The organism is Nonomuraea monospora (assembly GCF_039531895.1).
Lineage (GTDB): Bacteria > Actinomycetota > Actinomycetes > Streptosporangiales > Streptosporangiaceae > Nonomuraea > Nonomuraea monospora.
Map to the genome: position 1 here is coordinate 39,315 of NZ_BAAAQX010000026.1, position 25,449 is coordinate 64,763.

Genomic DNA, 25,449 nt, shown 5'->3' on the forward strand with positions numbered 1-25,449 from the left:
TCACTTCTCCTTCGCGGACGTGCCGAGCTGGACGGCGTGCCAGCCGGGGGTGAGCTGCAGATCCTGGCTGCGCGGCTGGCCGGTGCGGTCGCGCCAGGTCAGGTGCACCTTCAGCGGCCCTGTCACGTTCTGGCCCAGGCCGAGGTGGATGGCGTGCGCGCGCTTGCCGGAGTGGCCGCTGCCGCCGTCCACGCGGCCGATGTGGGTGCGCCCGTCGGGGGTGACGACGGTGGCCTGCGCGCCGATCACCGGCGAGCCGGTGCCGGACGCCGCAGCGGGATCCTCGTGGGTCAGCCGCAGCCCGAGGAAGGCGCCCTTGGAGGTGCTGGTGTTCCGGTAGAAGACGGGCGCGTCGAACTGCCGCGCCACGGCGAAGTCGAGCAGGCCGTCGCCGTCGGCGTCACCGGTCGCGATGCCGCGGGTGGGCACCGGCACGGCCAGCCCCAGCTCCTCGGACAGGTTGGCGTAGCGGCCGTTGCCGTCCGGCGCGAAGAACGCCAGGTACTGGCTGCCTGCGATGTCGCCGCCCTTGGTGACGTTGGGCCAGGACTTGGGGTTGCTGGTCACCTGGTCGTTGGAGGCGGCCAGCTCCTGCAGTGGCGGCCAGCGGTTGACGTCGCCCTTGACGAAGCCGGTGGCCTGGACGATCTCCAGCTCGCCGTCGTTGTCGAAGTCCTCGATCTTGGGGTCCCAGCCCCAGCCGGACCAGGCGGTGCGCAGCTCGGCGCTGAGGTCCTGCCAGGGCGCGGCGCCGTTCCTGAGCTGGGTCCGCAGCTCGGACTTGTCCTTGGCGGTGGAGATGAACTGGAAGTTGCTCTCCTGGATGCCGTACGGCGTGGTGATGTTGCTGACGAAGAAGTCGTAGATGCCGTCGTGGTTGAAGTCGCCGGCGTCGGAGCCCATGCCCTTGAACGAGTCGTTGCCGAGGATCTTCGACTTGGGCACGCCGGGGCCGCGGGCGGCCTGGACCCGGGTGAAGGAGATCGAGCCTGGCTTGGAGGTGTTGTAGAGCAGGTGATCGTGGCCGAAGTCGTTGTTCAGCATCAGCTCGGGCAGCGCGTCGCCGTCCAGGTCGACCGAGGTGGCGCCGAGCTCCCAGCCCGTGGACAGGTCGGGCGGCAGCACGTCGTCGAGCGTGGTGAAGCTCGCGGTGGGCTGGTCGCCGGAGGTGCCCGCCGTCCAGCGGAAGAAGTAGTTCCTGCCGCCGTTGACGGCGTTGGACAGCGAGTCGTTCATCTCCACGCCGCCGTCCACGCGGCTGTCGAGGATCGGGCTGCCGTCGGGGAAGTAGTTGCCGACGAAGATGTCGGGCCTGCCGTCGCCGTCGAAGTCGGCGACCGTCGCCACGTTGCTGTTCCACAGCTCACCGCGGCGGGAGGCGGGCACCAGCTCCGTGGCGTGGAAGGCGTCCGCGCCGAGCGTGGTCGCGGTCGAGCGCCGCAGGTGCAGCGTCGGCGTGCGGCCCCACCAGTACACCAGCAGGTCCGTCAGGCCGTCCTGGTTGTAGTCGGCGGGCACCGCGCCCATGGGCGCCATGGCCTCGCCGGTGGGCAGGGAGCCGTAGGTCAGCTCGAACGGCTGGTAGCGGGCGGCGCCCTGGCCGGGGACGGGGGTGACGACCACCTTGTCGGTGCGGGTGTCCACGATGACGAGGTCGTCGTCGCGGCCGTTGCCGTCGAGGTCGTTCATCGCGATCGCCGCGCCGACCGAGGAGATCCACGCGTCGATGTGCTTGTAGGCCTTGTTCACCTTGCGGATCGTCTGCTGGGGCGCCCCGCCCGGCATCGCGATGCTCATGGGCGCGAAGCCGTACGCGCCCGCCAGCTCCTCCCTGTCCGCCTGCGACGCGAAGGTCGGGCGGCCCACGAGGAACACGGCGATCATCAGGACCAGGGCGATCACGCCCGCGAGCTGCTTGCGCAGCCATGCGGCCACTACTGTCACGGGGTAACACCTCCAAGGGTGTGAAGACTGTCGGCGATGCGCGCGCGCCACGTCTCGTAGACCGGCAGGGCACCGGGTTGCTGGGCGGCCAGCTCCTGGGCGGAGGGCCTGGTCTCGCGGCAGAGTGTGGCCGCGCGCAGCGCGCTGGTGCCGCACAGCACCTGCGCGGCCAGCTCGTTGTGCGGGCACAGCAGGTCGGCGCGGATCCTGGCCTCGGCGGCGAAGGCGCTGCCCTGGGCGAGCTGGGGCGCGTGGTCGCCGGCCCGCCGGCGCAGCTCGCGCAGCTCGGACTCGGGGGCGCCGCCCGCGTAGGTGGCGGCCAGGCCGGTCCCGGCGTACAGGTCGGGCCTGCGGGCCGGGGGGAAGCCGTCGATCAGGGCGGTGACCCTGTCCACGTCGGTGCCGCCGACGAACCACAGCGCGCGGCCGATGCCCTGGTCCACGGCGCGGGCCGCGTAGCTCTCGTAGCCCGCGGGCCAGGAGAAGCGCGGCTCCTGGTACTGCTCGTGCACGTACCGCCGGGTGTGGAAGTAGGCCTGGTGGAAGCCGTAGCCGTCGTGCACGAGCCACAGCAGCAGCGGGTCGAGCCGCCGGCTCGACGGCCACAGGAAGCGCGGCAGCCGCGCCATGGCCCAGCCGATCCCGACGTAGATCATGTAGTTGTGCCTGTCGCCCGCGCCGCTCAGGAACTGCCGGGTCCTGCGCAGGTCGGAGAAGGCCATACAGTCGAGGACGGCCAAGCCCATGCCCGCGCCCTCGTAGGCGAAGCCCTTGAACCGCGCCGGCACCTGTTCGAGCCGCTGCTCGGCCTCGGCGAGGCTGCCGGACTCGACGGCGTGGGCGTAGCCGGCGAGAAAGCTCTCGCCGACGGTCTCCAGCAATTCTTTGGCCGCCGCGTTCTTCACCGGGAAACCACGCCTTTCGAGCGTGGTCTCCCGGATGTGGGGCGTCAGAATTCTCTTCCTCAGTGACCGCAACACACTGGCCAAAATCGCCCTCCAACCTTGTGGTCAGATAAACCCCTACTAATTAGCCCATCCGGTCCGACAGTCGGACAACTCCGGATTTGCTCAGCTCAGGGGGCGTTTTCAGCGCAGCGTCCAGCCACTCGTCCGGTCAGGAAGTGAGATGGGACGTGTTCAGCGACCGGCTTTCTCCGTGGCGAAATGCGCGCGGATACGATCGCGCCACACTTCGTATTGTTCATCCGCCGTACTGTCGGCCAGCGCGACCGTATCGGCCACGGAAAGGCCGGTGAGCACCGCGCCCGCCGCTTCACTGTGCGCCGGGAGGAATCCCGCGTAATGGCGTGCCTTCACCGCGAACACCGACCCCTGGGCCAGGTGCGCCCGGTGCTCGCCCGCCTCCTCGCGCAGCGCGTCCAGCCCGTCGCCGTCGCACCCGCCCGCGAACGTCGCGGCCAGGCCGACGCCGCTCCACAGGTCGGGCTGCCGGTGGGAGGCGAAGGCCCGCACCGCCGCCGACACGTCGGCCACCCGCCCGCCGTGGATGAACCACAGCGCGCGGCCGACGCCCTGGTCGGCCGCGCGGGTGAAGTAGCCGGCATCGCCCAGCCACGGGTACGGATCGGGCTGCCGCTGCCCCTCCACCCAGGTGCGGGTGTGGAAGTAGGCCAGGTCGAAGCCGTAGCCGTCCACGGCCAGCCAGCTCATCGTGGGATGGTACGGCGTGCCGGACAGGTCGGGCAGCACCTTCTTCCACAGCGGCCGGGGCAGGCGAGCCATGGCGAAGCCGATGCCGATGTAGGCCAGGAAGATGTGCGGCTGCCCGGGGCCGAGCAGCAGGTCGCGGGTGCGGTGGGCGCCCCCGCCCGGCATGACGTCGCGCACCGTGAACGCCATCGTGGCGCCCTCGTAGGCGAAGCCGCGCTGCTCCGGGTCCACCAGGGCCAGCCTGCGCTCCACCTCCCACTGGTCACGCGCGTCGATGCCCCATTCGAAGCCGCACACCACGGCCTGGGGGATGGCCTCCAGGCGGGCCGTCGCCGCCGAGGGCGCGCCGGGGAAGCCGCGCCCGGCGAAGCTCACCGCTTCCAGGGAAGGGGCGAGGACGAGCCTGCGCAGCGAGCCGAGCAACGTTGACATGGTCGTCTCCTTAGGACCACGGCGCTACGGGGTACCAGGGGATGATCTCCCTGCGGGCCAGCAGCCGCAGGTCCCAGTACAGGAAGGTGAACACGCCCGCCACGATCAGGGTGGCCGCGGTCACCGCGGCGACGCGGCCGGGCCTGGCCTGCAGCCAGCGCCGCAGGCCGCCGCCGAACCTCGCCACGAGCAGGAAGAGCACCGCCATCAGGACGACGTTGCCCAGGGACTGCAGGGTGAAGGCCGCCGCCCCGTACAGCGGGTTGCCGCTCTCCGCCGCGTGCCTGAACAGGTGGCGGAACAGCGGGAAGGGACGGCCGATGAGGAATCCGCCGATCAGCGCGCCCAGGAACACCAGGCGGGCGCGCGGCGCGCGGGCGAACGGGTCGGGCACCAGGCCGATCGCGGCCAGGCCCAGGTAGAGCATGGCCAGGCCGATGACGCCGAAGACGACCATCGACTGGACGCTGCGCGCCGACAGGACGCCGGCCACGTTCTGGGCGGTGGAGAACTGCGGCATCGCGACGCCGACGGCGCCGACGAGCGCGCCGTACAGCGCCGACACGGCGACCATGCCCAGCGCCAGCCAGCCGAGCGGCGTCAGCAGGCGCCTGGCCTGCCCGCCCTCCGACACCAGCGGCGCCACCGCGCCGAAGACCGCGATGTTGCAGGCGGTGAACGTGCCGGCCAGGCCGCTGACGAACGCGAACACCACGCCGCCCACCGCGCCCGCGATGGGCCGCTCGCCGGCGCCCTCGCCGAGCAGGGTGTCGGTCACGGTGCCGCCGATGGTGGTGTCGACGAAGCTCGCCGACCACACGACGGTGAGCAGGAACCCCGCCAGGCAGCTCATCGTGACCAGCAGCCATCTCCTGCGGGGCGCCTGCGCGCCCGTCTGCTGTACTTCGACCCTCGCCGTCTCGCTCATGCCGGACCTCCGCGGTTGTCGATCGTCACCCCCAATATGAGGCGGGAGGTGATCTCGGGCAACGGCGGCGATCACCACAGATCGCGCCCGGCTGACCAGCCGCTCAGCCGCCAGCCGTCAGGCCTGGCCGGGGGCAGCGGCCCGCGCGGCGACGGCCTTCCGGATTCGGCCCATCGGGTCTCCCTGTCGCCGCCGGCGCGTGCCAGGCAGCGGGCGATGGCCACGGCGACGGCCGCCATCTCGTCCGGGGTCGCCGTGCCCCGGACCACGGTCAGTTCCATACCATCGACGATCACCCGCGCGGGCGGGCGGCGGCAACTTCCCGCATGCCCTTGCGGATGATCACGGGGCTGGTCGCGCTCAGGGCCGGTTGCCGAACTCCTGGATCAGGGGGAGGTCGGCGCGGCCGGTGATGTGCAGCTTGCGATAGGTCCTGGTGAGGTGCTGCTCGACCGTGCTGACCGTGATGTACAGCTTGTCGGCGATCTCGTGGTTGGCGTACCCCGCCGCCGCCAGGGCCGCGACCCGCCGCTCGGCCTCGCTCAGCGCGTCGATCAGCGCCCCGGGCAGCGGGGCGGGCAGCGGCGCGGGCACGTCGTCCGCCTCCGTCGCCCGGCTCAGCGCGCTGATCATCGGGGTGGCCTGGCACTCCTCGGCCGCCGCCAGGGCACGGCCGGCGATCGTGCGGGAGCGCCTGCCGTCGCCCAGCGCGTCGTAGGCCTCCGCCAGGTCGGACAGCGCCCTGGCCAGCTCGTACTTGTCGCCGGCCAGTTGCAGGTACTCCGTGGCCTGCCTGAGCAGGGCGGGACGGCGCTGCGGCTCGGCCCCGGCGGCCCGCAGGCGCAGGCCGATGCCCCTGGCGCGGTGGGCGGCGTGGTCGCAGGCGGCCAGGTGCGCCTCGATGAGGTCCATGGCCTCCTCCGCCTGGCCCACCCGCAGGCACGCCTCCCCCGCGTCGGCCCGCCACGGGATCATCGACGGGTTGTCGAGCCCCCAGGTCGTCATCAGGTCGCCGCAGCGCAGGAAGTCGTGGATGGCCAGGGTGAAGCTCTCGGCGGCCAGGTTGTGCCGGCCCCTGGCGTGCAGGTAGTGCAGGCCGTACCTGGTCTGGAACATCGCCTTCGGCACCGGGCGGTCGAGGTACTCGCGCACGGCGTCGTGGCGGCCCATCGCCGTGAGCGCGTTGATCATGCTGGCCAGCGGGCCGCCGATCGCCACGCCCCAGCTGCTCATCGGGATCGTCTCCAGCGCGGTGCGGGCGTGCCGCTCGGCGGCGGGCAGGTCGCCCTGCCTGATCGCGATCTCGGCGCGGATCGCGGCCAGCCTGGCCTGGCGGCTCGGCGCCTGCCTGGCCGAGGCCTCCGCGCTGAACTGGTCGCACAGCGGGGCCGCCAGGCCGCAGCGGCCCGCGTAGGTGAGGGCGAGCAGCGAGTTCTCCACCACGTCCATGGACATCTCGTCCAGATGGGTGCTCTCCAGGATGCGCTCGACGGTGCTCAGGCTGGACTCGCGCGGGCCGCGCGTGACCACCTCGGCCAGGGCCAGGGTGGACTCCATCCGCCTGCTGACGGCGCCCGACACCATGCCGGCCAGCACGTCCGCCTTGCGCGGGTAACGCGTGCGGGCGACGAGCGGCGGGTGGGTGGCGCGCAGCCAGAGCTGGGTGACCAGGAGCTCGGCGCGGGTCTCGTGGTCGGCGGCGTCCATCTCGCTTATCAGCCGGTCGAGCACCTCGCGGGCCTCGTCGAAGCGCCCGTGCCAGAGCAGGGCGCGGGCCAGCACGATCGCGTCGCTGCCGCGCAGGCTGCCGTTCGTCATGGCCTCGGCGAGCAGGTCGAGGTGGCCCGCGGGCGCGGCGGGGTTGAGCCGCCACTGCGCGCGGACGAGCATCGTCATGATCTCGGCGCGGCGCGACTCGTCGGCGCACTGGCGCCAGGCGAGCTTCAGGTACGAGATGCCCTCCTCCACCCGGCCCTCGCGCAGGGCGATCATCGCGGCCTCCTCCAGCGTGGGCACCACCCAGGAGGCGTCGATGCCGGTGGCGTGCAGCAGCAGGTCCGCCACGACGCAGGGCGGCAGGCCCCTGGTGTAGGCCAGCTCGGCCGCGCCGCGATACAGCTCGCGGCGCCGGCCCAGCTCGGTGCCCGCCAGGACGGCCGACCTGACGGCCTCGTGCCGGAACGTGCCGGAGCCCAGCAGGCCGATGGCCGCCATCGCGTCCAGCTCCCTGCCGACGTCGAAGCCGGGCAGGCCGAGCAGCTCCTCCAGGCCCTCGCGCGTGCCGAGGATGGCCAGCCCCTGCGCCACCTGCGCCGTGCGCGGATGGGCGCGCCGCAGGCACTCGCGCACCGCCTGGTCGAACTGCTCGCCGACGACCAGCTCGGACGGCGGCGCGTCGGCGGTGCGCAGCCGCCCGCGGTGGTCCTCGGCCAGCGCGGCGGCCAGCAGCGGGTTGCCGCCGCTGAGCTTGTACCACTCGTCGATGAAGCGGTCCACGGCGCCCAGGCCGACCCGGCCCGCCATCAGCGCGGCCACGCCCCGGCGCGACAGCGGCGCCAGCCGCAGCCGCCGGCAGTGCGGCAGGCGCAGCACGTCGGTGCCGAACAGGTCGTCGTGGGCGTAGCCGTCGTTGTGCGCGAACACCGTCACGGCCTTGGCGCCCCTGACCCGGCGCGCCATGTAGGCCAGGCAGATGAGCGAGGCCCGGTCGGCGTGGTGCACGTCGTCCACAAGGATGACCAGCGGGTAGCGCTCCGACTGCTCGAGCAGCACGGTGATCAGCGCGTGCACGACCTGCTCCTCCAGGAGCAGCTCGCTGCCGGCGCGCTCGCCGGCGCTCCTGCGGCCCTCCTCCAGCAGGCGCTCCGCGCGCTCGCGCTCCGCCGGGACGAGCGGCGCGTCCTGGATGAGCTGGCGCAGCACGCCGAGCTGCAGGCCCTGTTCCATTCTGGACGCGGTCGCCGTGATCGCCAGGGCGCCCACGTCGATCGCCCGCTCGGCCAGGGCGTCGAGCAGCGCGCTCTTGCCCATCGCCGACGGGCCGCTGACGAGGGCGATCTTGCCCTCGCCCAGCGCCGCGCCCGCGATGAGCCTCTCAAGGCATGACAGCTCTTCCTGGCGCTCGATCAAGGCCATGGCCGGATTCCGATCTCTATCGTTTCGCCATCACGCGTCTGAGCCTGGCGGCCCCGAGACGCCGGGCCCGTTGCCCGTCGTCGCGCGCCCCTCCGGGGAGTCCGCCGGGGAGCAGGCCGTCGCGCCGCGCCCTGGCCATCGCGGAGCCGACGGCGGCCAGCGCCGCCGCGCAGACGTCCGGCTCGATCCCCACGCCCCAGACCGCGTCGCCGTCCAGGTCGCACTCGGCGTACACGGCGATCTCCTCGCCGCGCCGCACCGACGCGCCGCCCATGAGCCGCACCACCCGGGTCACCAGGCCGCGCCGGTCCATCGCCGTCCGGATCGCGGCGATGGTCGCCGCCCAGTCGGCGCCGTCGGGCTCGCCGTCGATGTGCAGGGTGGCGACCGCGCCCGGCGCCTCGAACGCGGGCACGCCGGGCACGACGTACTCGTCGGCGAACGCCTCCATGATCCGTTCGGGCGCCACCTCGCCGCCGTCGTCGGCCAGTGACTGGACGAGCTGGGCGAACTCGGCCTGCAGCCCTCTGGGCAGGTTCATCCCGTAGCGGGAGCTCATCACGTAGGCGGCGCCGCCCTTGCCCGACTGGCTGGTGACGCGCACCACGGCCTCGTAGGTCCTGCCCACGTCCTGCGGGTCGACCAGCAGGTACGGCACCGCCCACGGCAGCTCGGACCTGTCGCGCCCGGCGACCGCCGCCTGCGAGGCCATCGCGTCGAAGCCCTTCTTGATGGCGTCCTGGTGCCCGCCGGAGAAGGCGGTGTAGACGAGGTCGCCGCCGTAGGGGTGGCGCGGTGAGACGGCGATGCCGGTGCACTCCTCCACGATGCGGCGCACGCCGTCGAGGTCGCCGAAGTCGATGCCGGGGTCGATGCCCTGGGCCGCCAGGTTGAGGCCGAGCGTGACCAGGCAGACGTTGCCGGCGCGCTCGCCGTTGCCGAACAGGCAGCCCTCGACGCGTTCCGCGCCGGCCAGCATGGCCAGCTCCGCCGCCGCCACGCCGGTTCCTCTGTCGTTGTGCGGGTGGACCGACAGGCAGCGGTGGGGGCGGTGGCTCAGGTGGCGGTCCATCCACTCGATCTGGTCGGCGAACAGGTTGGGCGTGAAGCGCTCGACGGTGGTGGGGAAGTTGAGCGTGATCGGCCGGTCGGGTCCTGGCTGCCAGACGTCCATGACGGCCTCGCAGACCTCCAGGGAGAAGTCCAGCTCGGTGTCGTTGAAGTGCTCGGGTGAGTACTGGAAGCGCAGGTCGCACCCGTCGAGCAGCGAGTCGGCATATTTCATGACCAGGTGGGTGCCGTGGACGGCGAGGTCCTTGCACTCCTGGCGGTTGACGCCGAGCACCAGCCGCCTGGCGGCCGGCGAGGTGGCGTTGTAGAGGTGCAGCGTGGCCCTGGCGGCGCCGCGCAGGCTCGCCATCGTGGCCTCGATGAGCTCCTCGCGCGCAGGCGTGAGCACCGAGACGAGCACGTCGTCGGGGATGTGGCCGCGCTCGATGAGCAGGCGCACGAAGTCGTGCTCGTCCCGGCTCGCCGTGGGGAAGCCGATCTCGATCTCCTTGTAGCCCATGCCCACGAGCAGGTCGAACATGACGAGCTTGCGTTCGGGCGACATGGGCCTGGACAGCGCCTGGTTGCCGTCGCGCAGGTCGGTCGAGAGCCATCGGGGCGGCGCGCCGAGGGTGGCGTCCGGCCAGGAGCGGTCGTCGAGCGGGATCCGCGGTGGCGAGCTGTACCTGGAGGCCTTCATGTGGATCAGATCCTCGAACCGAAGTAAGTGGAATAGGAATACGGCGAGAGCCAGACCTGAATTTTGTACTCGCTCGCGTCTTGATCGCCCAGCATGCGGAACGTCACGCTTATCTCCGGATAAGCGGAGCTGAGCCCGAGCGCCCCGAAGTAGCGCTCGCCGAAAAAGACGATGCGATAGAGCCCGCGGCTCAGATCGAGCGTCAGCCATTCTTCGACATATCCTTCATGGCCGATCTCGGATTTCCCGTCGAGCACCCACTGGGTGTCGGCCATGCGTTCGAGGCGCACTTCCATGCCCGCGGCAGGGCGGCCGTAGACCGCGTCCTGCGCCTCTACCGAGATTCCCATGTCACCACACCCATCAGGGCTAGAGGACGATCTGCCGCGGGCACCTCGCCCGCGTGTTCTCCCCCACCATGCACAGCCCTGCTATCGCCGCCCCTTTCGTGTTCTATCGAACCGCTATCGCCGGGCGATAGCGAGCCGAAGGCGGGGCGATGGAATGCCATTGCGAAGCGATAGTCCCGCGCTTCTACCAGTGCCGATATCCGGGTGAAAGCCGCGCGATGCGAAGTGAATTGCGCCTGCTGTGAGCGTCGTCGCCGAACGCACAACCGGTGCGAAAACGACACACGGAGGTAGATCGAAATGAGCGCACGCTTCAGCAAGATGGCGGCCCTGATTCTCATCTCGATCGTCGCGATCTTCGGCTCCGTCGCCGGCCTGGCCTCCCCCGCCTCCGCCGCGACCGTCTCCGCGGCCGACAGCCCGTGGGAGATCGACAGCCCCTGGGAGCTGGACAGCCCGTGGGAGATCGACAGCCCGTGGGAGCTCGCCGACAGCCCCTGGGAGTAGCGGCGGGTCGCAAGCTAGAACCGCGAGGTAGCTGGTAACACATCGCCCAGCGATGTACGATCCTGGACAACCAAACCAGGGTCCGCCCAAAGGCAACAAGGTGTCACACTGCGAGCAGTCTGCCCTATCGCCTCGGCCGCCCCAATGGCGGGCGGCCGCACGGGGGGTGCTGGACCACTGGTCTTACATCGATTGTGAGCTTATTGGACCACGCACGTCAGAACGACGATCGTTGCGGACAATCTCTTCGAGGAGATATGCGTGGAATTTCGTGTCCTGGGGGCCCTCGAAGTATCCGCGGACGGTCGGCAACTCGGCCCTGGCGGAGCGCGACAACAAATCGTGCTCGCGGTCCTGCTGCTCAACGCCAATCGTTCGGTCACGCTTGACCGCCTGGTCGAGGCGATCTATGACGATGATCCGCCAGCGACGGCGCGGGCGCAAGTGCAGATCTGTATTTCGGCGCTGCGCCGGCTGATCAACAGAGACGGTCACGCGGAAATGATCGTCACGACGAGGCAGGGATACACGTTACGCGCGCCGATGGAGTCCATCGACGCGCACCGCTTCGACAATCTCGTCGGCAGGGCGCGCAAGGCGCGCGACCAGCGGCAGCCGGAAGAGGCCATCAGCCACTACCGCAGCGCCCTGTCGCTGTGGCGTGGCCCCGCGCTCGACGGCATCGAGAGCAGGTACGTGCAGGCGCTGGGAAGCTGGCTCACCGAGCAGCGGATCACCGCCAACGAGGAGTGCGTCCAGCTCGAGCTGGACCTCGGCCGCCATCAGGAGCTGGTCGGCGAGCTGAGCCGGCTGGTCAAGGAGAACCCGCTGCGCGAGGGGCTCATCGCCCAGCTCATGACAGCGTTGTACCGTTCCGGCCGGCAGGCCGAGTCGCTGCAGGTCTACCGCGACGCCAGGCGCAGCATGGTCGACGAACTGGGCATCGAGCCGAACGAGCGGCTCCAGCAGCTCGAGGCCGCCATCCTCGGCTCCGACGACAGCCTCGCCGCGCCCGCCCCGCCGACGGTGGCGGCGGCGCCGGCCGCCGAGCCCGTCGTGGTCACGCCCATCCCCGCCGTGCCGCGCATGCTGCCCGCCGACATCGCGGACTTCGTCGGCAGGCAGGACCAGATCGACCGGATCAGCAGGCGGCTGACCATGCCGCTGGACGGCGACGCCCGCTTCGCCGTGCCCATCGTGGCCATCGCGGGGCGTCCCGGCATCGGCAAGACGACCATCGCCATCCACGCGGCGCACACCATCGCCGAGCACTTCCCCGACGGCCAGTTGTTCGCCAACCTGCACGGCGCCCTGGCCAGGCCGGTCAGCCCCATGCAGGTGCTCGACCGGTTCCTGCGCGCCTTCGGCGTGCGCGGCTCCGAGCTGCCCGAGACGCTGGTGGAGCGGGCGGAGATGTTCCGCATGCTGCTGGCCGACCGCAAGGTGCTGATCGTGCTCGACGACGCCGAGTCGGAGAGCCAGGTGCTGCCGCTGATGCCGGGCAACCCGCCGTCGGCCGTCATCGTGACCAGCCGGCACCGGCTCGGCGGCCTGGCCGGCACGACCCAGGTGGGCGTGGCCGAGTTCGACGTCTCGCACGCCGTGGAGCTGCTGTCGCACATCGCGGGCGAGGAGCGGGTGCTCTCCGAGCCGGAGTCCGCCGCCGCGCTGGCCGAGCTGTGCTGCTGCCTGCCGCTCGCGCTGCGCATCGCGGGCGCGCGGCTGGCCGTGCGCATGCACTGGGGTGTGGACCACCTGGTCGACCGCCTCAGGGACGAGGCCCGCAGGCTCGACGAGCTGAGCCACGGCGACATGGGCATCAGGGCCAGCCTGTCGCTGACCTACGAGAACATCAGCGCGCCGGCCCGCTGCCTGTTCAGGCGGCTGGCCCTGCTCGACTCGCCCGTCTTCTCCGCCTGGGCGGGCGCCGCGGTGCTCGCCCAGCCGCTGACCAGCGCGCAGGACCTGTTCGACGACCTGGCCGACGCCCACCTCGTGGAGGTCATCGGCACCGGCGGCGCCTCCCGGGTGCAGTACCGCTTCCACGACCTCATCAGGGTCTACGCCCGCGAGCGGCTGGCCGCCGAGGAGGACCCGGCGGAGCGCACCGCGGCGCTGAGCCGGGTGCTGAACGCGCTGCACTGCCTGCTGAAGGCGGCGCACGACCGCGAGTACGGCGCCTCCGACCAGACGCGCGAGAAGGTCGGCATCGACTCCTGGCTGCCCGAGGCGCTGGTGGACAGGCTGGTCTCCAACCCGATCGGCTGGTTCGAGCGCGAGCGTCACCTGCTCGTCTCCGGCATCCGGCAGGCCGCCCAGGCGGGCCTGATCGAGCTGTGCTGGCGGATGGCCAGCAACGCCGAGCCCTTCTTCGAGCTGCGCGGCTACCTCGACGACTGGCGCGAGTCGCACGAGATCGCCCTCGACGCCGCCCGTCAGGGCCGCGACGAGCGCGGCCAGGCGGAGATGCTCATCGTGCGCGCCTCGCTGGCGCAGACCGAGCAGCGCTTCGACGACGCCAGGCGCGACTTCGAGGCCGCGCTGACCATCTTCGAGCGCATCGGCGACGTGCCGCTGGTCGCCCGCTCCACCCGCAACCTGGCCTTCCTCAAGCGCATCGACGGCCAGTTGCACGAGGCGATGCACCACCTGGAGCAGGCGCTGATCATCTTCACCGACATCGGCGACCAGCTCGAAGCGGCGATCACGCTGCAGAACCTGGCGGCGATCAGGGCGGAATGCGGCGACATCGACGAGGCCAAGATCCTGCTGGCCGAGGCGCTGGTACGCGGGCGCGACGGCGGCAGCAGGCGCATCGTCTCCCAGGTGCTGCACCGGATGGGCCGCATCCACCTCCAGGCCAACGAGTTCGGCCTGGCGGCGGGCGCGTTCGAGGAGTCGCTCACGATCGTGCAGGAGATCGGCGACACCACGGGCGAGGCGTACGCGCTGCACGGGCTCGGCGTCGCCAACGTGCGGCGCGGCCGGCTGGCCGACGCCGACACCCTGCTGGACAAGGCGCTGGCGCTGGCCAGGCGGTCGCGGCACAAGCTCGTCGAGGCGCACGCGCTGGCGGGGCTGGGCGAGCTGGCCGTGGCCGCCGACCGGCCCCGCGACGGTGTGGAGCACCTGCGCAAGGCTGCGCTGCTGTACCGGCAGACGCGGATCCCGCTGCTGGAGGCGCGCACGCTGATCAAGCTGAGCGACGCGCTCTGGTCGATCGGCGACACGACCGCGTCGGACCGGGCGGTGACGCGGGTGATGGAGCTGGTGGAGCATGTGGACGAGCGGACGGGCAAGCTGGTGCTCGACCACCTGGCCTCGGTCAGCCACCGGGCGGGCCCCGCGGACCTCCCGATCACCGAGGCCACCTCCTGACCGCGACCGTCAAGCGACGAGGCCGCGTCCGGCACGCCATCAAGCGACGAGCCAGCGTCCGACGCGTCGTCAGGCGACGAGGCGGCGTCCCGCGCGGGAGATCGACTCCTTGATGATCCCGCAGACGGCCGCCACGTCGCCCGGTGCCACGGTGGGCCCGGTCGGCAGCGAGAGCACCCGGCGGGCCAGCGCCTCCGCGCGCGGCAGCGGCAGCGGGATGTGCCGCTCGGGCGCCGACCGGTACGGCTCGACCTGGTGGCAGATCGGCGAGAAGTAACGCCGGGCGTGCACGTCGTACCGCAGCAGGTCCTCCAGCACCGTCTCGGGCGGGATCCCGGCCACCTCCTCGTCCACCTCGATCACCAGGTACTGGAAGTTGGCGCGCTCGCCGGGCGCCTGCCCGCGCACGTGCACGCCAGGCACGCCGGCCAGGTGCTCCTCGTAGACGGCCTGGTTGCGCCGGTTGGCCGCGACGATCGAGTCGATGGCGTCGAGCGAGGTCAGGCCCATGGCGGCGCAGAACTCGTTCATCCTGGCGACGGTGCCGGGGCCGGCGATCCGCCCGGCCGGGTCGATGCCCTGGTTGCGCAGGGCCCTGACGCGGGCGGCGTAGGCGTCGTCGTCGGTGGTGATGACGCCGCCCTCGACGCTGTTGACGAACTTGGTGGCGTGGAAGCTGAAGATCTCCGCCGTGCCGAACCCGCCGACCGGCCTGCCGCGGTAGGTGCAGCCGAGCGCGTGCGCGGCGTCGAACAGCAGGGTCAGGCCGTGCTCGGCGGCCAGCCGGGTCAGCGCGTCCACCTCGCACGGCCGGCCGAAGACGTGCACGGCGAGGATGCCGCGGGTCCTGGGCCCGATCAGCCGGGCGACGTGCTCGGGGTCGGCGTTGGCGGTGACCTCGTCCACGTCGCAGAAGACGGGGACGATGCCGATCCACTCCAGCGCGTGCGCCGTGGCGACCCAGGTGAAGGACGGGACGATGACCTCGTCGCCGGGCCTGATGCCGGCGGCCCTGGCGGCGATCTGGATGCCGGTGGTGGCGTTGCAGGTGGCGACGGCGTGCCTGGTGCCGGCCACCGCGGCGATGCGTTCCTCGAACTCGCGCACCAGCGGCCCGTTGTTGGTCAGCCAGAGCCGGTCCAGCACGCCGTCGAGGCGGCGCATCAGCCGGTCGCGCTCGCCGACGTTGGGCCGCCCGACGACCAGGGTGTCCCAGGACGCCATCACGCCACCCCGTCGAGCATGCCGACGAAGAGCCCGGGGCTGTTGGGGCGGCCGTTGGCGAGCTGGAAGCCGGGCAGGAACTCGGTGCGGCAGCCGGCCGCCCGGAACGCCGCGGTGTACTGCTCGCGGGTGAACAGGCTGGAGTGCAGCACCTCGGAGAAGTCCTTGAACCCGGCGGCGTCGGCGACGCGGAAGCGCACCTCCAGCCGGCTCTTGCCGCCCTCGCGGCGCGAGTGCGTCATCCTGGACACGACGCGGTCCTCCTCGACGAGCAGGTGCCCGCCGACGTGGCCGTCCAGGAAGTTGTCGGGGAAGTACCACGGCTCGACGACCAGCACGCCGCCCGGCGCGAGGTGCGCGGCCATGGTGCCGATGGCGGCCCGCAGGTCCTCGGGCGAGCCCAGCTCGCCGACCGCGTTGCCCATGCAGGTGATGGCGTCGAAGACGCGGCCGAGGTCGAAGTCGCGCATGTCGCCGGGGTGCACGCGGACGCCGGGCAGCCGCTGCCCGGCCACCGCCCGCATGTCGGGCGACAGCTCCAGGCCCTCGACGTGGTCGAAGATCTTGGCGAACGTCTCCAGGTGCGCGCCCGTGCCGCAGGCCACGTCCAGCAGGGACGCCGCGCGCGGCGCGCGGGAGCGGACGATCGCGGCGAGGTCTTTCGCCTCGCCCTCGAAGTCCTTGCCGCGGCTGCGGAAGATGAGGTCGTAGTACTCGGCGTGATCGGACCCGTATTCCATTCGGACGGCCTCCTTCAGGCCACTGCCGCGGCCGGCTCGGCGGCGACGACTCTCGGCTGCGGGATGGGGATGATGAACCGCCCGCCCCGCCGCAGGAAGTCCGCCTCCTTGGACAGGATCTCCGCGGCGTAGTTCCACGCCAGCAGGAGGTAGTAGTCGGGCTGCTCGGCGCGCGCCTGCTCGGGCGAGTACACCGGGATGCGGGTGCCCGGCAGCAGCCTGCCGTGCTTGAGGCTGGTGGTGTCGCTGCAGAAGCGCAGCTCGGCGGGCCCGAGGCCGCAGAACTGCAGCAGCGTGGTGCCCTTGGACGGCGCGCCGTACCCGGCGACGACCTTGCCGTCGGCGGCCAGGCCGCGCACCAGGTCGCGGACCTGCGCGATCACCTCGTGCGCGCGGGCGCCGAACTCCAGGAAGACCTCGTCGGACTCCAGCCCGAGCTGGCGCTCCAGCGAGTGCATGCGCGCCACGACCTGCGCCGGCTCGCGCCGGGCGGTCTCCCTGGCGGCGAAGACCACGATCGAGCCGCCGTGCACGGCGGCCCGTTCGACGTCGATCAGCCGCAGGCCGTGCCGGGCGAACAGGCGTCCCAGCGTGTGGACGGAGTAGTACGACAGGTGCTCGTGGTAGATCGTGTCGAACTGGTTCTCCTGCAGCAGGTCCACCAGGTAGGGCACCTCGATGGCGAGCACGCCGTCCGGCGCCAGCACGGCCGTCACCCCGTCGAGCACGTTGTGCACGTCGTCGATGTGCGCGAAGCACTGGCGGCCCAGCACCAGCTTGGCCTGGCCCAGCTCGGCGGCCACGCGCCTGCCCTGGTCGCCGCCGAAGAACTCGGGCAGCGTGCGGACGCCGCGGGCGTTAGCGATCCCGGCGAGGTTCTCGGCCGGGTCGACGCCCACCACCCGCTGGCCGCGCTCCTGGAACATCGCGAGCTGGAGGCCGACGTTGCTGCCGAGCTCCACCACCAGGTCGCCGGGCGCCAGCCCGGCGCGGCGCTCGCACCACCTGACGATGCGGCTCATGTGGTCGGTCATCTGGTCGGACTCGGAGGTGACGTACACGTAGTGGCGGAACAACACGTCGGGCCGGATCACGTGCCTGATGGCCATCAGCCTGCACCCGCGGCACACGATCACATCAACGGGGTAGGCGGGTTCGTGCGCGGGCAGGTCGGCGGGGTCGAGGAAGCCGTTGGCGAGCGGCACCTGCCCGAAGGAGGTGACCTCCAGCCAGTCGTCCCCGCCGCAGACCCGGCAGGTGTCAAGTCGTCGGACGATGTCCTGCATGACTACTCCTAGTGATCTTCAGCGGATGGCGGCCGCGAGCTCGCGGTGCTTCAGCGGCTCCCACCAGGACCGGTTGTTCCTGTACCACTCGACGGTCGCGGCCAGCCCGTCGGCGAACGCGACCGCGGGCGCGTAGCCCAGCTCCCGCTGGATCTTGGAGATGTCCAGGGAGTAGCGCAGGTCGTGGCCGGGCCGGTCGGGCACGTGCTGGACCAGGTCCCAGTCGGCGCCGCACGCGTCGAGCAGCAGGGCGGTCAGCTCCAGGTTGGTCAGCTCGCAGCCGCCGCCGATGTGGTAGACCCCGCCGGGGCGCCCGCGTTCGAGCACCAGGCGGATGGCCCGGCAGTGGTCGGAGACGTGCAGCCAGTCGCGCCGGTTGTCGCCGTCGCCGTAGAGCGGCACCGGGCGGCCCTCCAGCAGGTTGGTCACGAACAGCGGGATCACTTTCTCCGGGAACTGGTAGTGGCCGTAGTTGTTGGTGCACCGGGTGACCACCACGTCCAGGCCGAGCGTCCGGTGGAAGGCCAGGGCGAGCAGGTCGGAGCCGGCTTTGGATGCCGCGTAGGGCACGTTGGGCGCCAGCGGCGTCTCCTCGGTCCACGAGCCGCGTTCGATGGAGCCGTACACCTCGTCGGTCGAGACGTGCACGAACCGGCTGACGCCGTGCCGCAGCGCCGCCTCCAGCAGCGTCTGCGTGCCGAGCACGTTGGTCCTGACGAAGTCGGTGGCGCTGATGATCGACCGGTCCACGTGCGTCTCGGCGGCGAAGTGCACGACGACGTCCTGTCCCGCCGTCACCTCGTCGACGACGAGCGGGTCGGCGGTGTCGCCGTGCACGAAGCGCAGCCCGGGGTGGCCGGCGACGGGGTCGAGGTTGGCCAGGTTGCCGGAGTAGGTGAGCTTGTCCAGGACGGTGACCCGGGTGCCCGGCTCGTCGCGCAACGTCGCCCTGACGAACTCCGAGCCGATGAAACCGGCACCGCCGGTGACCAGGATCCGCACTTGTCCGTCTCCTCTGAGGAATGAAGGTCGCCGGTCACCTGGCGGCGGCGGTCAACCGCTCCAGGCCGGCGACGATGTCGGTCGGACTCGGCGTGGCCAGCCAGTCCTCGTGGATGCCCTGCGCGCCCTTCTGGAAGGAGGGCTCGTCGAGCACGCGCCGCAGCTCCGCGCGGATGTCCGCGGCGGACTGCGTCTGGTGGTTCAGCCGGACGCCTGCGCCGCGTTCTGTCACGTACCGGGACGTGCGGCCGGCGGTGAGCTGCTTCTGGCACTTCAGGTCCCAGTCGATGCCGCCCTCGACGGGGGTGCCGACGATGCGGCTCGGCTCGTCGGTGTCGCAGATGAGCTGCGGCACGCCGGCGGCGGAGGCCGCCACGAACGTGCCGATGGAGCCGTGGTGGATGATCGCCGAGCAGGTCGGCAGGAGCTGGTCGAGCGGCACGTACTCCAGCACGCGCACGTTGTCCGGTGGCGGGCCCGGCAGGTCGAGGAGCTGGTTGGCGTCCAGCGTGGCGATCACCTCGATGTCCAGGCCGCCGACCGCCTCCATCAGCTTGGCCAGGCGGCCCCAGTCGCCCTTGAAGAACGACCGCATGGACACGCCGAGCGACAGGGCGACGCGGGGGCGGGACGGCGGCCTGCGCAGCCAGTCCGCCATGAGGCCGCCGCCGGTGTAGGGGACGTACCGGGCAGGCAGGCGCGTGACGCCGGTGGGCAGGCGCATGCCGGCCGGGAACGGGTCCACGGTCCAGTGGCCGAGCAGCAGTTCCTCGTCCACCTGCTGGCCGTAGCGCTCCGCCAGCGGTTCGATGACCCCGATGAGGGGGTTGCGCTCGCCGCTTCCCGCGTACTTCTCGGTGGCCCAGGCCGTGTAGTCGGGTGAGTGCAGCACGCGGGCGTGGGCGGCGCCGCAGGCGCGCGCCGCCACCGCCCCGCAGGGGAACCAGGGGTCCCACAGCACCAGGTCGGGCCGCCACTCCTTGGCGAACTCGACGACGGCCACGACGTCCTGGCGCGGCACGGGCGGGTGGTAGTTGCGCATGGTGAGCAGCGCGAAGTGGTGGAAGACGTCCCAGGGCGCGCGTTCGGCGGGGCTGATCCCGAGCGCGGTCACCAGCCGCTCGCTCTCCTCGATCGTGGGGATGAGGCCGGCGAAGCCCGGATAGCCCCTGTCGTGCACCGACAGCGGTTCGGGCTCGCCGCACGACACCGCCGTCAGGCCCGCGGCGGTGACCGCCTTGTGGAAGTCGGGCACGGCCACCCCCGTTGCCACGCCGGGCGGCGCGGCCACGCAGACCTGGTGCCCGGCCGCCTGCAGCGCCCACGCGTAGGGCACGATGGGCAGGAAGTGGGCCGGGGCGGGGAAGACGGTGAACATCACGCGCATCGCGATCACTCCATCGGGGAGTCGGGCGCGGCGACGCCGTAGCGGAGGATGCCGGAGAACTCCGCCACCATCGACATGATCGAGCTCTCGGTGAACAGGTTGCTGTTGTAGGCGAAGTTGCCGTAGATCTCGCCCGACGGGTCGATGTCGAAGGTGAGCAGCGCGCCGTCCGGGATGTCGGTGCCGTTGGGCTGGGAGAACAGCCGCCCGCGCACCTCCTCCACCTCCAGGTCGCCGAACCGCTCGCCCTCCATGACGGTGGCGAACTGCCAGACCTGCAGCGCGCACAGCGCCTTGTCGTCCAGCGCCGCGTCGGCCATCAGCTCCGGCGACTCCGCGGCGATCTGCAGGAACGGGATCTCCCGCGCGTACGCCTCGACGCAGGTGCTCCTGGTCTTGTCGACCACCTGGCGGAAGGTCCGGCATCCGGTGAGGTCGGTGCGCAGCGGCAGGAAGTTGAAGAACGGCCCGACGGTCTCCTGGAACTGCGGCTGGCTGCGGCCCGAGGTGATGGCCGGGATGACCAGGTCGGTGGCGCCGGTGAGGCGGTTCAGCAGCACGTTGTAGGCGGCCAGCAGCACCATGAAGGGTGAGCTGCGGGTGCGCTTGGCGAACGCCAGCGCCTCCGCCGACAGCTCCTGCGTCAGCGTGAACCGGTGGACGGGGCAGACCTTGGCCAGGCCCGCCGACCTGGCGTGGTCGGTCGTGACCGACAGCATGCGCGCGCCGCGCAGCTTCTCGCGCCAGTACGCGCGCGCGGCCACGGCGCTCCTGGACTCGGCGTTCTCCTGCTGCCAGGCGGCGTACTCGTGGTAGGGCCGCGGCGCCGGCTGCTCGGGCACGTCGTGGCCGCGCCGGCGGGCGTAGCAGGTGACGATGTCGCGGATGAGGAGCTGCATGGACCAGCCGTCGCCGGCGGTGTGGTGCACGATCAGCGCGAGCACCGCGTCCTCGTCGTCGAAGCGGCCGAGGACCGCCCGCAGGTGCGGCAGCTCCTGGAGGCTGTAGGAGCCGGACTCGATCTCGGTCAGCAGCTCCTCGGCCTTGCGCCCGCGGTACTCGGGCGACGCCTTCGGCAGGTCGACCACGAGCAGCCGGGCGGGCGAGGGCGGCTGGATGCTCTGGTGGGCGACGCCGTCGCCCCTGGTGATGACGGCGTTGAGCGAGTCGTGCTTGGCGGCGACCTCGCTGATGGCCTGGTGCAGCGTCTCCACGTCGAGCCGGCCGCGCACCCGCCAGCCCACGACGATGTTGTAGCGGGCGCTGAACGGGCCCTGGCCGTCACCCTGGTCGAACAGGCGCAGGAACTGCTGGGTGAACGACAGCGGGTGGCCGGTGGTGGTCAGGGATGCAGTCATGCTGCCGCCTCCGTACGGGTATCGCGGTGGTGGGCGCGCTGGAGCTCCACGGCCTGGTAGAGCGCGGCGATGTTGCCGCTGCCGAAGGAGCGTGCTCCCAGCCGCTCGATGAGCTCGAAGAAGAACGTGCCGCGCGGGTGCGCGGAGCGGGCGAAGATCTGGTAGAGCTGGCCGTCGTGGTCCTCGTCCACGAGGATGTTGCGCCGCCGCAGCTCGTGCGGCGGGTACTTGACGGGCCGCAGCCGCTCGGCGAGCAGGTCGTAGTAGGTGCCGGGGGTGGGCAGGAACTCCACTCCGCCGCCGCCCGCGGCGTCCACGGCCGCGGTGATGTCGACCGTGCTCATCGCCAGGTGCTGGACGCCGGCGCCGCCGTGGGCGGCGAGGAACTCGTCGATGTGGCCGGGCTCCCTGGCGGCGTCCGGCTCGATGAGCGTGAGCGTCACCGACCCGTTCTTGACGACCTCGGTCCGCATGGCCTGGTCGCCGATGGTGATGCTCTCGGCGAAGATGAGCTGGAAGTCCAGGACGTGCCGGTAGAAGGCCACGGTGGCGGCGAGGTCGCCGGAGGGCACGCACACGGCCAGGTGGTCCACCTCGACCAGGCCGGCGTCGAGCGCGCCGGTCGCCGGTGGGAGGGGCGTGCAGCCGGGCAGCGCGCGTTCGTCCGCGCCCGCCGGGCGTTGCACGAACGTGTGCACCAGGTCGCCGGCGCCCCGGATGGTGGCGGTGACGAAGCCGTCCCGGACGGTGGGCGGGGACACCGGGACGGCGCCCCGGTCCACGGCGGTGCGGAAGGCGGTGGCCGCGTCGGTGACGCCGAGCGCGATGTCGGCGACGCCGTCGCCGTGCCGGTCGAGGTAGGCGGCGCCCGGGTGGCCGGCCGTGTCCGGCTGGGTGAGCACCAGCCTGACCAGGCCGCCGCCCACGGCGAGCGCGTCTCCGCCGGTGGACCGGGCGTAGGGTTCGAGGCCGTAGCCGCTGCTCAGCCTGCCCGCCTCGGCCGCCAGGTCGGCGGTGTAGTAGCCGATGTGGTCCAGGCGCAGGTCGTCCTTGCTCATGGCCTAGCTCGCCTCCATCCGGGCGGCGAGGCTGCGCGGGCGCAGGTCGGTCCAGTGCGCGGTGACGTAGGCGACGCAGGACGGCCGGTCGGACGGGCCGTACACGCTCTGCCAGCCGTCGGGGACGTCGGCGAACGCCGGCCACAGGCAGTGCTGGTCCTCGTGGTTGACCAGCACGCGGAAGGTGGTGTCCTGGTCGTCGAAGGGGTTGCTCATCTCGTCTCTTCTCACTGGCTCGGCACGGCGGACCCGAGCCACTCGTCCAGGCTCGCCACGGTGGGGGCGTCGAACAGGTCGCCGATGGTCAGCTCGACGTCCAGGGTCGTGGAGATGCGGTTGACCAGCCGCATCGCCAGCAGCGACTGCACGTCGAGGTCGAAGATGCTGTCGTCCACGCCGATCCGCTCGACGCCGAACACGTCGGCGAACACCGAGCACAGCACCTCCTGGCGGGGGTTGGCCGGCGCGCGGTAGGCGGTGGCGGTGTCCGGCTCGGGGTCGGGCAGCGACGCGCGGTCCACCTTGCCGTTCGCCGTCAGCGGCAGCGCGTCCAGCAGCACGAACGCCGCGGGCACCATGTAGTCGGGCAGCACGGTCTTGACGTGCGCGCGCAGCGTGCCCACGGCCGGCGGCTCACCGGCGGGCACGACGTAGGCGACCAGCCGCTTCTCGCCCTCGTGCAGCTCGCGCGCGACCACGGCGGCGTGGGCGAGGCCGGGGAAGCTCGCGACCGCGGCCTCCACCTCGGCCAGCTCCACCCGGAAGCCCAGGATCTTGACCTGGTCACCGGCCCGGCCGATGAACTCGATCTGCCCGTCGCCGTTGCGCCTGACCAGGTCGCCCGTCCGGTACATGCGCCCGCCGCCGCCGGCGAACGGGTCGGCGACGAACCGCTCGGCGGTCAGGTCCGCCCGGTCGTAGTAGCCGCGGGCCACTCCCCTGCCGCCGATGTAGAGCTCGCCTTCGAGGTCGCCGGGGACCGGGCTGAGGCGGTCGTCCAGGATGTAGAGCCTGACGTCCTGCATCGCCACGCCGACCGGGACGCACGTGTCCGGCGCGGCGCCGGGGCGCAACTCGGCGGTCGTCGAGAACAGGGTGACCTCCGTCGCGCCGTACATGGCGCGGACCACGGTGTCCGGGCAGGCGGCGTGCACCTGCCTGACCGCCGACGGGACGATCACGTCGCCGCCGGTGAGCACCTCGCGCACCCCGGCCAGCCAGCCGGGGCCCTCCTCGGCCACGACGCGGAAGAGCCCGGCGGTCAGGTGCAGGGCGGTGATCTCCTCGCGGGTCACCAGCTCCTTCAGCCCTGCCAGGTCCAGCTCGCCGGGCGGCGCGACGACGATCCGGCCGCCGTGCAGCAGCGGCACCCACAGCTCGTAGGTGGAGACGTTGAAGGCGTACGGGGCGATCATGAGCACGCGCTGGTGGTTGCCGGTGTCCCAGCACCGGTCGAGCGCCAGGCCGAGCACGTCCCCGTGGGTGACGGCCACGCCCTTGGGGCGGCCGGTCGAGCCCGAGGTGTAGATGACGTAGGCCAGGTTGTCCGGCAGCGTGGTGTCCTCGGGCGCCGTGGACGGGCGCGCGTCGATCTCCGCCCGTTCGGCAGGCTCGTCCAGGACGAGCGTCCTGGGCGCGGACGGCAGGCCGGCGCCGGCCTTGGCCAGGTCGGCGAGCAGCACGGGAGCGCCCGACGAGTCGATGATCCACTGCTGCCTGTCGGGCGGGTAGGCGCTGTGCACGGGCAGGTAGCAGCCGCCTGCCTTGAGTATCCCGAGCAGCGCCACGACGAGGCCGGCCGAGCGCTCCATCAGGACCGCGACCGGCGTCTCCGGCCCCACGCCGAGACCGCGCAGGCGGTGGGCCAGGCGGTTGGCCCGCTCGTCGAGCTGCCGGTAGGTCAGGGTGGCGGAGCCGTCGCGGACGGCGATCGCGTCCGGCGTCCGCGCCGCCTGCCCGGCGACGTGTCCATGAACAGATGTCGGCACCATCACGCGCTCCGTCAGTCGGTGTGGAAGATGTCGTGGACGCCCGAGACGCCGGAGAGCATCGTCGCGAAGTCGATCTTCCGGGGGCGCAGCCTGCGCGGGTCGAGCAGCTCCTGCGCCTTCTCCCAGTACTCCTCCTTGTTGCGGGTGCGGTCGTAGAAGAAGCGCACGAACGCCAGCAGGGAGTTGAGGAAGGTGCGGTAGTCCTTCTCGTAGCGCGCCAGCACCTGCTCCTCGCAGGACGGGTCGCGCAGGGCGGCGTCCACGGCGCCCGCCAGCCCGAGCGAGCCGCGCAGGGCGAGGCCGACGCCCGTGGACAGCAGCGGGTCGATGAAGGCCGCCGCGTCGCCCACCAGCGCCCAGCCGGGGCCGTGGAAGCGTTTGCAGGTGTAGGACCAGTCGCGGATGCTGCGGAACGCCGCCGCCCGGGTGGCGCCCTCGGTCAGCGCCCTGACCTCCTCGGCCCCGGCCAGCTCGGAGGTGAACAGCTCCTCCAGGCTCTTGCCCGACTTCTTGTACTCCTCGATCGGGGTGACGTAGCCGACGCTCACCGTGCCGTCGTGCAGCGGGATGAACCAGAACCAGCCGTTCGGCCTGTTCTCGGTGACCGTGTCGCCCGCCCTGGTGCCGCCGTAGCGCTTGCAGCCCTGGAAGTAGGACCAGACGGCGATGTTGCGCAGGTCGTCGTGCCACTCGACGAGGTCGAAGTGCCGGGCCAGCACGTGCTGCTGGCCCGAGGCGTCCACCAGCAGGCGGCAGCGCGCGGTGCGCGGCTCCGGGTCGCCCTTGACCGTGTACGTGACGCCGGCGATGCGCTCGCCCTCGAACAGGAAGTGCTTGACCGTGGCCTCCTCCAGGACCGTCGCGCCCAGCTCCCTGGCCCTGGCCAGCAGGACGGAGTCGAAGTCGGCCCGCCGCACCTGGTAGGTGTGCTCATAGTTGGCCGCCTCGGCGAAGCGGAAGTCCCAGGTGCCCTGGTTCTTGCCCCACAGCAGCGTGCCGCCGTACTTCTTGACGAAGCCCATCTGGTCCAGCTTCGAGCGCAGGCCCAGCTCCTCCAGGGTGGGCATGGACCCCGTGATCAGCGACTCGCCGATGTGGTAACGGGGGAACTTCTCGCGTTCGAGCACCAGCACGCGATGGTTACGTTTGGCCAGCAGTCCGGCCGTGCTCGATCCGCCGGGCCCGCCACCGATCACGACAACATCGAACTCGTCATGGGTACTGATCACCGTGCTCCTCCATTCGCCGCCATGCGACTCGGAGCCAGGGTCACATTTCCCTCGTCGATCACTCATCCTCTGTATTG

At 71.7% G+C, this 25,449-nt stretch carries 20 protein-coding genes; 2 read left to right on the forward strand and 18 right to left on the reverse strand.

What is annotated here, in order from left to right; translation table 11 throughout:
* The 8 genes from ABD331_RS38780 to ABD331_RS38815 form a co-directional block, all read right to left on the reverse strand.
* Nucleotides 1-1,944, reverse strand: coding sequence for a CRTAC1 family protein (locus ABD331_RS38780; protein ID WP_344486732.1), 1,944 nt, complete (start codon nucleotides 1,942-1,944; stop codon nucleotides 1-3).
* On the reverse strand, nucleotides 1,941-2,924 hold the full coding sequence (locus tag ABD331_RS38785; RefSeq protein ID WP_344486735.1) for a DUF1702 family protein: 984 nt from the start codon (nucleotides 2,922-2,924) through the stop codon (nucleotides 1,941-1,943). The genes ABD331_RS38780 and ABD331_RS38785 overlap by 4 nt, the downstream gene beginning before the upstream one ends.
* A gap of 159 nt (nucleotides 2,925-3,083) precedes the next feature.
* Entirely contained in the window at nucleotides 3,084-4,049 is a 966-nt protein-coding gene (locus ABD331_RS38790) for a DUF1702 family protein (protein ID WP_344486738.1), read from the reverse strand.
* A gap of 10 nt (nucleotides 4,050-4,059) precedes the next feature.
* Nucleotides 4,060-4,977: a hypothetical protein gene (locus tag ABD331_RS38795; RefSeq protein WP_344486741.1), complete on the reverse strand. Its 918-nt coding sequence runs from the start codon at nucleotides 4,975-4,977 to the stop codon at nucleotides 4,060-4,062.
* Between the two features lie 71 nt (nucleotides 4,978-5,048).
* Entirely contained in the window at nucleotides 5,049-5,258 is a 210-nt protein-coding gene (locus ABD331_RS38800) for a hypothetical protein (RefSeq protein ID WP_344486744.1), read from the reverse strand.
* A 79-nt stretch (nucleotides 5,259-5,337) separates the two neighbouring features.
* Nucleotides 5,338-8,112: a helix-turn-helix transcriptional regulator gene (locus tag ABD331_RS38805; protein ID WP_344486747.1), complete on the reverse strand. Its 2,775-nt coding sequence runs from the start codon at nucleotides 8,110-8,112 to the stop codon at nucleotides 5,338-5,340.
* A 16-nt stretch (nucleotides 8,113-8,128) separates the two neighbouring features.
* Entirely contained in the window at nucleotides 8,129-9,862 is a 1,734-nt protein-coding gene (locus tag ABD331_RS38810; protein ID WP_344486750.1) for a 2-isopropylmalate synthase, read from the reverse strand.
* Between the two features lie 5 nt (nucleotides 9,863-9,867).
* Nucleotides 9,868-10,212, reverse strand: a complete 345-nt coding sequence (locus tag ABD331_RS38815) for a hydroxyisourate hydrolase (RefSeq protein ID WP_344486752.1) — start codon at nucleotides 10,210-10,212, stop codon at nucleotides 9,868-9,870.
* A gap of 300 nt (nucleotides 10,213-10,512) precedes the next feature.
* On the opposite strand from ABD331_RS38815, the gene ABD331_RS38820 reads away from it, so the two are divergent.
* Together ABD331_RS38820 and ABD331_RS38825 are read left to right on the forward strand one after the other, a co-directional pair.
* On the forward strand, nucleotides 10,513-10,719 hold the full coding sequence (locus tag ABD331_RS38820) for a hypothetical protein (RefSeq protein WP_344486754.1): 207 nt from the start codon (nucleotides 10,513-10,515) through the stop codon (nucleotides 10,717-10,719).
* 261 nt (nucleotides 10,720-10,980) lie between these two features.
* Nucleotides 10,981-14,097, forward strand: a complete 3,117-nt coding sequence (locus ABD331_RS38825; protein ID WP_344486756.1) for an AfsR/SARP family transcriptional regulator — start codon at nucleotides 10,981-10,983, stop codon at nucleotides 14,095-14,097.
* Nucleotides 14,098-14,166: 69 nt separating this feature from the next.
* Here ABD331_RS38825 and ABD331_RS38830 read toward each other — a convergent pair whose 3' ends face one another.
* The 10 genes from ABD331_RS38830 to ABD331_RS38875 are packed head-to-tail and all read right to left on the reverse strand — an operon-like array spanning nucleotide 14,167 to nucleotide 25,372.
* Nucleotides 14,167-15,321: an aminotransferase class I/II-fold pyridoxal phosphate-dependent enzyme gene (locus ABD331_RS38830; RefSeq protein ID WP_344486759.1), complete on the reverse strand. Its 1,155-nt coding sequence runs from the start codon at nucleotides 15,319-15,321 to the stop codon at nucleotides 14,167-14,169.
* Nucleotides 15,321-16,061 carry a class I SAM-dependent methyltransferase gene (locus tag ABD331_RS38835; RefSeq protein WP_344486762.1) on the reverse strand — a complete coding sequence of 247 codons (741 nt, stop codon included), beginning with the start codon at nucleotides 16,059-16,061 and terminating at the stop codon, nucleotides 15,321-15,323. Before ABD331_RS38835 ends, ABD331_RS38830 begins: the two co-directional genes overlap by 1 nt.
* A 14-nt stretch (nucleotides 16,062-16,075) precedes the next feature.
* The gene (locus ABD331_RS38840) at nucleotides 16,076-17,347 is read right to left on the reverse strand and encodes a class I SAM-dependent methyltransferase (protein ID WP_344486765.1); all 1,272 of its coding nucleotides are present in this window, start codon (nucleotides 17,345-17,347) and stop codon (nucleotides 16,076-16,078) included.
* A gap of 18 nt (nucleotides 17,348-17,365) precedes the next feature.
* Nucleotides 17,366-18,349, reverse strand: a complete 984-nt coding sequence (gene rfbB / locus ABD331_RS38845; RefSeq protein WP_344486768.1) for a dTDP-glucose 4,6-dehydratase — start codon at nucleotides 18,347-18,349, stop codon at nucleotides 17,366-17,368.
* A 34-nt stretch (nucleotides 18,350-18,383) separates the two neighbouring features.
* Entirely contained in the window at nucleotides 18,384-19,736 is a 1,353-nt protein-coding gene (locus ABD331_RS38850; RefSeq protein WP_344486771.1) for a nucleotide disphospho-sugar-binding domain-containing protein, read from the reverse strand.
* A 5-nt stretch (nucleotides 19,737-19,741) separates the two neighbouring features.
* Nucleotides 19,742-21,094, reverse strand: coding sequence for a condensation domain-containing protein (locus ABD331_RS38855; protein WP_344486774.1), 1,353 nt, complete (start codon nucleotides 21,092-21,094; stop codon nucleotides 19,742-19,744).
* Complete coding sequence (gene hppD / locus ABD331_RS38860) at nucleotides 21,091-22,152, reverse strand: 4-hydroxyphenylpyruvate dioxygenase (protein WP_344486777.1); 1,062 nt, start codon at nucleotides 22,150-22,152, stop codon at nucleotides 21,091-21,093. The genes ABD331_RS38855 and hppD overlap by 4 nt, the downstream gene beginning before the upstream one ends.
* A gap of 3 nt (nucleotides 22,153-22,155) precedes the next feature.
* Nucleotides 22,156-22,368, reverse strand: coding sequence for an MbtH family protein (locus ABD331_RS38865; RefSeq protein WP_344486780.1), 213 nt, complete (start codon nucleotides 22,366-22,368; stop codon nucleotides 22,156-22,158).
* A gap of 11 nt (nucleotides 22,369-22,379) precedes the next feature.
* On the reverse strand, nucleotides 22,380-24,143 hold the full coding sequence (locus tag ABD331_RS38870) for an amino acid adenylation domain-containing protein (RefSeq protein ID WP_344486783.1): 1,764 nt from the start codon (nucleotides 24,141-24,143) through the stop codon (nucleotides 22,380-22,382).
* Between the two features lie 11 nt (nucleotides 24,144-24,154).
* Entirely contained in the window at nucleotides 24,155-25,372 is a 1,218-nt protein-coding gene (locus tag ABD331_RS38875) for an NAD(P)/FAD-dependent oxidoreductase (RefSeq protein WP_344486786.1), read from the reverse strand.
* Between the last annotated feature and the right edge of the window lie 77 nt (nucleotides 25,373-25,449).

Bases quoted from the DNA above. Each gene is read 5' to 3' on its own strand.
- ABD331_RS38835 (WP_344486762.1), bottom strand. From the start codon at position 16,061: ATGGAATACGGGTCCGATCACGCCGAGTACTACGACCTCATCTTCCGC.
- ABD331_RS38865 (WP_344486780.1), bottom strand. From the start codon at position 22,368: ATGAGCAACCCCTTCGACGACCAGGACACCACCTTCCGCGTGCTGGTC.
- hppD (WP_344486777.1), bottom strand. From the start codon at position 22,152: ATGAGCAAGGACGACCTGCGCCTGGACCACATCGGCTACTACACCGCC.
- ABD331_RS38800 (WP_344486744.1), bottom strand. From the start codon at position 5,258: ATGGAACTGACCGTGGTCCGGGGCACGGCGACCCCGGACGAGATGGCG.
- ABD331_RS38790 (WP_344486738.1), bottom strand. From the start codon at position 4,049: ATGTCAACGTTGCTCGGCTCGCTGCGCAGGCTCGTCCTCGCCCCTTCC.
- ABD331_RS38810 (WP_344486750.1), bottom strand. From the start codon at position 9,862: ATGAAGGCCTCCAGGTACAGCTCGCCACCGCGGATCCCGCTCGACGAC.
- ABD331_RS38855 (WP_344486774.1), bottom strand. From the start codon at position 21,094: ATGACTGCATCCCTGACCACCACCGGCCACCCGCTGTCGTTCACCCAG.
- ABD331_RS38830 (WP_344486759.1), bottom strand. From the start codon at position 15,321: ATGGCGTCCTGGGACACCCTGGTCGTCGGGCGGCCCAACGTCGGCGAG.
- ABD331_RS38795 (WP_344486741.1), bottom strand. From the start codon at position 4,977: ATGAGCGAGACGGCGAGGGTCGAAGTACAGCAGACGGGCGCGCAGGCG.
- ABD331_RS38820 (WP_344486754.1), top strand. From the start codon at position 10,513: ATGAGCGCACGCTTCAGCAAGATGGCGGCCCTGATTCTCATCTCGATC.
- ABD331_RS38840 (WP_344486765.1), bottom strand. From the start codon at position 17,347: ATGCAGGACATCGTCCGACGACTTGACACCTGCCGGGTCTGCGGCGGG.
- ABD331_RS38815 (WP_344486752.1), bottom strand. From the start codon at position 10,212: ATGGGAATCTCGGTAGAGGCGCAGGACGCGGTCTACGGCCGCCCTGCC.
- ABD331_RS38850 (WP_344486771.1), bottom strand. From the start codon at position 19,736: ATGCGCGTGATGTTCACCGTCTTCCCCGCCCCGGCCCACTTCCTGCCC.
- ABD331_RS38870 (WP_344486783.1), bottom strand. From the start codon at position 24,143: ATGGTGCCGACATCTGTTCATGGACACGTCGCCGGGCAGGCGGCGCGG.
- ABD331_RS38805 (WP_344486747.1), bottom strand. From the start codon at position 8,112: ATGGCCTTGATCGAGCGCCAGGAAGAGCTGTCATGCCTTGAGAGGCTC.